This is a genomic window from Halomonas sp. PR-M31 (assembly GCF_001039575.1).
Classification (GTDB): Bacteria; Pseudomonadota; Gammaproteobacteria; order Pseudomonadales; family Halomonadaceae; genus Modicisalibacter.
The window spans coordinates 1-4,328 of record NZ_JIBT01000097.1 but is presented as its reverse complement, the minus strand read 5'-3'; the positions used below and the strand labels follow the sequence as shown (position 1 = coordinate 4,328).

At 65.0% G+C, this 4,328-nt stretch carries 4 protein-coding genes; all 4 read left to right on the top strand.

Annotation, left to right across the window (positions count from 1 at the left end; all coding sequences use genetic code 11):
• Positions 1-190, top strand: a 190-nt coding sequence (locus CH74_RS19115; RefSeq protein WP_216594802.1) for a hypothetical protein, incomplete at its 5' end; no start/stop codon positions are given.
• Positions 191-228: 38 nt separating this feature from the next.
• Positions 229-2,328, top strand: coding sequence for a zinc-binding dehydrogenase (locus CH74_RS17995; RefSeq protein ID WP_053070828.1), 2,100 nt, complete (start codon positions 229-231; stop codon positions 2,326-2,328).
• Positions 2,328-3,749, top strand: coding sequence for a beta-ketoacyl reductase (locus CH74_RS17990; protein WP_053070827.1), 1,422 nt, complete (start codon positions 2,328-2,330; stop codon positions 3,747-3,749). Before CH74_RS17995 ends, CH74_RS17990 begins: the two co-directional genes overlap by 1 nt.
• A partial coding sequence (locus CH74_RS17610; RefSeq protein WP_048308843.1) for an aminotransferase class I/II-fold pyridoxal phosphate-dependent enzyme occupies positions 3,746-4,328 on the top strand: 583 nt, incomplete at its 3' end. The genes CH74_RS17990 and CH74_RS17610, both read left to right, overlap by 4 nt.

Sequence of the window (4,328 nt, the reverse complement as noted above, 5' to 3'; positions counted from 1 at the left end):
TGGCTACCCAGGCGGACGCAAACGGGCATATCGCGCCAGCCTTCACGAACATGGCGCCCCCAGGACGCGCCGGCGTCGTGAGGCGCTGCTGCGTCTCGCTCAGGACAATGGCCTGATCGATCCCGAGCCGGGGGCTGGCAGCTGCATGAAGACGACGACGTTCCAGCGGCGACGATCTGGAACCTGCTGATTCAGGACTACCCCGGCCATGCCGCGCTGATCCATCAATTGGGCCGTCTGGGTCGTCATCTGCCGTCTCGACTCGTCGATGACGAGGATGCCGATGCCACCACTCCCAGCTCCCAACTCAATTCACAGCTGTTTCAGCAAGCCATCGGCGAACCCGGCTGGCACAGCCTGACCGACGGCCTTGGAGAACAGATCGCGATGCTTCTCGGCCTGCTGCAAAGCGGCCAACGACTCGATCTGCTGGAAGCCTCCGCTGCCCAGCCGCGCTTCGGGGGGCCTTTATTGGCAACGATCGAGGCGGATCGCAGCCACTATCGCTTTATCGCCGTTACCCAACACGCCCGCGCCGCTGCGGAAACGCTGCGGGAGCAGCATCCCGGCATGACGCTGCTGGGCCTTGAAGACGCCGCACCCGACGGCCCGGGGGCCCAGCTGGCGCTGGTCATTCTGGACGGCTCTCTCGCCGAGACACGCACCCTGCTGGAGCGGCTGCCGGCGCATCTGGCCCCGGATGCCCACATCCTGTTACTGGGTCTGGCCGACACGAACTGGCAGCATCTGCTAGGCGCCTCGGTGGATGATCCCTTGGCAGCGCCCTGCAGCGCGGCGGACGCTCGGCAACTGCTCGAATCCCTGGGGTTCGAGGCGCCCACCCTGCTACCCCTGGAAGAAGGCGACAACGGTGCCTGCCTGCTCCATGCCCAGCCACCTGCGGCCTCGGCGGTATCGTTTGAGCCGCCCCTTGAGCAGGGCAACTGGCTAGTGATCAGCGACGCGCCGGAGCAAGGGCTGGGGGAGGCCTTGTCGATGGGACTCGATGCCCGGGGGCAGGCGGTTTTCCATCACACGGCTTCGAACGCTTCCATCAATGAGCTATTGGCGATGTTTCAGGCCGGCCAGATCATCGATCTGCGTGGCCTAGGCTGCACAAGTGGCGCAAGCCCTGTCCGGCGCTGCGCACTGGCCACCCAGTGGCTGCAAGCCCTGGAATCCTCTGCGACACCCGCCTGCCTGTGGCTGCTCACCCAAGGCGTCAGCGCGACCCTGGGTGGCGAATCGACGGCATTAGATGTGGCAGAAGATGCCGCCCTGTGGGGCTTTGCCCGCTCGCTATACAACGAGGCCGGCCCACACTCGGTGCGGCTGATCGATCTGCCCGTATCCAGTGAGCTTTCGGATGACGTACTAAGCGCCCTGCTCGACGAGCTGTGCCAACCGGATGCGGAAACGGAAGCGGTGCTGAACGACAAGGGCCAGCGCTGGGCGCCCCGTCTGGGTCTACAAGATGCCCTGGAACAACGGCATGCCGATGTGATCCAGGATCAGGCATCAACCTTGAGTTTCGAGCTGCCAGGCCAGCTGCGCCACCTGCGTTGGCAGGCCCATGCGCTGAGCGAACTCGGCGAGCATCAGGTCGAGGTGCGGGTCAAGGCCACCGGGCTCAACTTCCGGGACGTGATGTACGCCCTCGGGCTGCTCTCGGACGAGGCCATCGAACATGGGTTTGCCGGTGCCACCCTGGGGCTGGAGTTTGCCGGAGAAGTGGTGCGAGTCGGCGCCAAGGTCGAGCGCTTCAGTGCCGGAGACGCAGTGGTCGGTTTTGGCCCGGCCAGCTTCAGCGATCGGCTGATCGCGGATACCCATACCCTGGCGCCGCTGCCGGCGGGCATCGACCATGCGGCGGCGGCGACCATCCCTACCACCTTCTTCACCGTCTACTACGCCCTCAAGTATCTGGCGCGTATCGCGCCCGGCGAACGGCTGCTGATTCACGGTGCCGCCGGCGGTGTCGGGTTGGCAGCGGTCCAGATCGGCCGCTGGCTGGGGGCACAGATCTACGCCACGGTAGGCAGCGACGAGAAGCGCGACTTCCTCGAGCTGCTGGGGGTCGAGCGCCTTTATGACTCCCGTTCGCTGACCTTCGCGGAAGAGATCTTGCATGACGATCCGGAGGGCCAAGGGGTCGACGTGGTGCTCAACTCCCTGGCCGGGGAGGCGATCAATCAGAATCTGCGGGTACTGAAACCCTTCGGCCGCTTCATCGAACTGGGCAAGCGGGATTCTACGAAAATACCCATATCGGCCTGCGCCCGTTTCGCAACAATCTCAGCTACTTCGGCGTCGATTCGGACCAGCTGATGCGCGAGCTGCCGGCGCTCACCGAAACCCTGTTCTCCGAGATGATGGCGCTGTTCGCCGACGGCACCCTGACGCCGCTGCCCTATACCGTCTTCGACAGTCATCGGGTGATCGAGGCGTTCCGCTACATGCAGCAGGCGCGGCAGATCGGCAAGGTGGTGGTGACCTATGACAGCGCACCTCCCGCCGTCACCGTCAACGCCACACCGGGGCGACTGACCCTGGACCCGGAAGCCAGCTATCTGATCACCGGCGGCCTGAGCGGCTTCGGTCTTGCTACCGCAGAGTGGCTGGCGGACAAGGGCGCGCGCCATCTGATCCTGATCGGGCGCAGCGGCGCCCAACGCGAGGAGGCACAGCAGGGCATTGCCCGACTCGAGGCTCGCCGGGTGCAGGTACATGCCAAAGCCTGCGACGTCACTCGGCGAGAAGATCTCGCCACACTGCTCGATGACTGTCGTGCCAGCCTGCCGCCGCTCAAGGGCATCGTGCATGCCGCCACCGTCATCGACGATGGCCTGATCCGTAACCTCGATGAAGAACGCATCATTCGCGCCCTGGCCCCCAAGATCGACGGCGCGCGCCATCTCGATGCGCTGACCCGGGACGATGCCCTGGACTTCTTCGTGCTCTATTCCTCGGCCACCACCCTGTTCGGCAATCCGGGCCAGTCAAGCTACGTCGCCGCCAATCATTGGCTCGAAGCGCTGGCCAGGGCGCGTCACGCCCAGGGGCGACCCGCCACCTGCGTGGGCTGGGGCGCTATCGAGGACGTCGGCTTCCTGGCCCGTAATACCCAGACCCGGGATGCCCTGGTAGAGCGCCTGGGCGGTCAGGCGCTGAACTCCGCCGAGGCGCTTTCGGTGCTCGAGCAGATGCTGCTCAACGACGCTCCATTCCTGGGTGTTCTGGAACTCGACTGGCATGCCCTGGCACGCTTTCTGCCCACCGCCGACGCGCCCCGCTACGCGGAAATCGCCCGCAGCGCCGGTGACCAGCAGGCAACAAAGGGCGACGTGGATTTTCGAGCGCTGCTCGATGAGCTCGAACCGGAGGAGCTGCACGCAGCCCTGCTGACCCTGCTGCGCAAGGAGCTGGCCAAGATTCTGCTCACGGAGGAGGACAAGATCGACCCTCAGCGTTCGATCTATGATCTCGGCTTCGACTCCCTGATGGGGGTGGAGCTGGTCACCGCCCTGGAGGCCCGACTCGGCCTGCAGATCCCGGTCATGGTGCTCAGCGAGGCATCGACCCTTGCCCGCTTTGCCGACTATCTGATGCGCAAGCTTCAGGGCCAGGACGCGGACACGGGCGCCGATGAGGCAAGCAGCGACAAGGCGCTTCATCGCGCCTCGCTGATCGCCCTTCACGGCGTCGATGAGTCGCAAACGACACCTCAATACGCCGAGAGCGATGCATGAACCACACGCAAGACAACGCGCTCAAACAGCGTCTGATCCAGCAGGCGCGCCAGCGCAAGCAGCACAATCAACAGCAAGGGTCCCCGGCGACCTCTGCCTCTCGCACGGCTGCGGCGATCGATGAGCGCTTCACCCGTTTCGATCGCCAGCCGGGCTATCAGCAGCTCACCTTGATGCGCGAAGGAGGCGAGCAGTTCGGCGTGCGCAACCCTTTCTTTCGGGTCCACGAAGGCAATGCCGGCGCCACCACGGTGATCGACAACCGCGAGTGCATCAACTTCGCCAGCTACAACTACCTGGGCTTCTCCGGGCACCCAATGGTCAATCAGGCCGGCGTCGAGGCGCTTGAGCGCTACGGCAGCTCCGTGTCCGCCAGCCGCGCCGTCTCCGGCGAGCGCCCCATCCATCATGAGCTGGAAACCGCCCTGGCCGAGACCTATGAGGTGGAAGACGCCGTGGTCTTCGTCAGCGGTCATGCCACCAACGTCTCTACCCTGGGCTATCTGCTCGGCCCTCGGGATCTGATCCTGCACGACGAGTACATCCACAACAGCAGCCTGGTCGGCGCCCAGCTCTCCG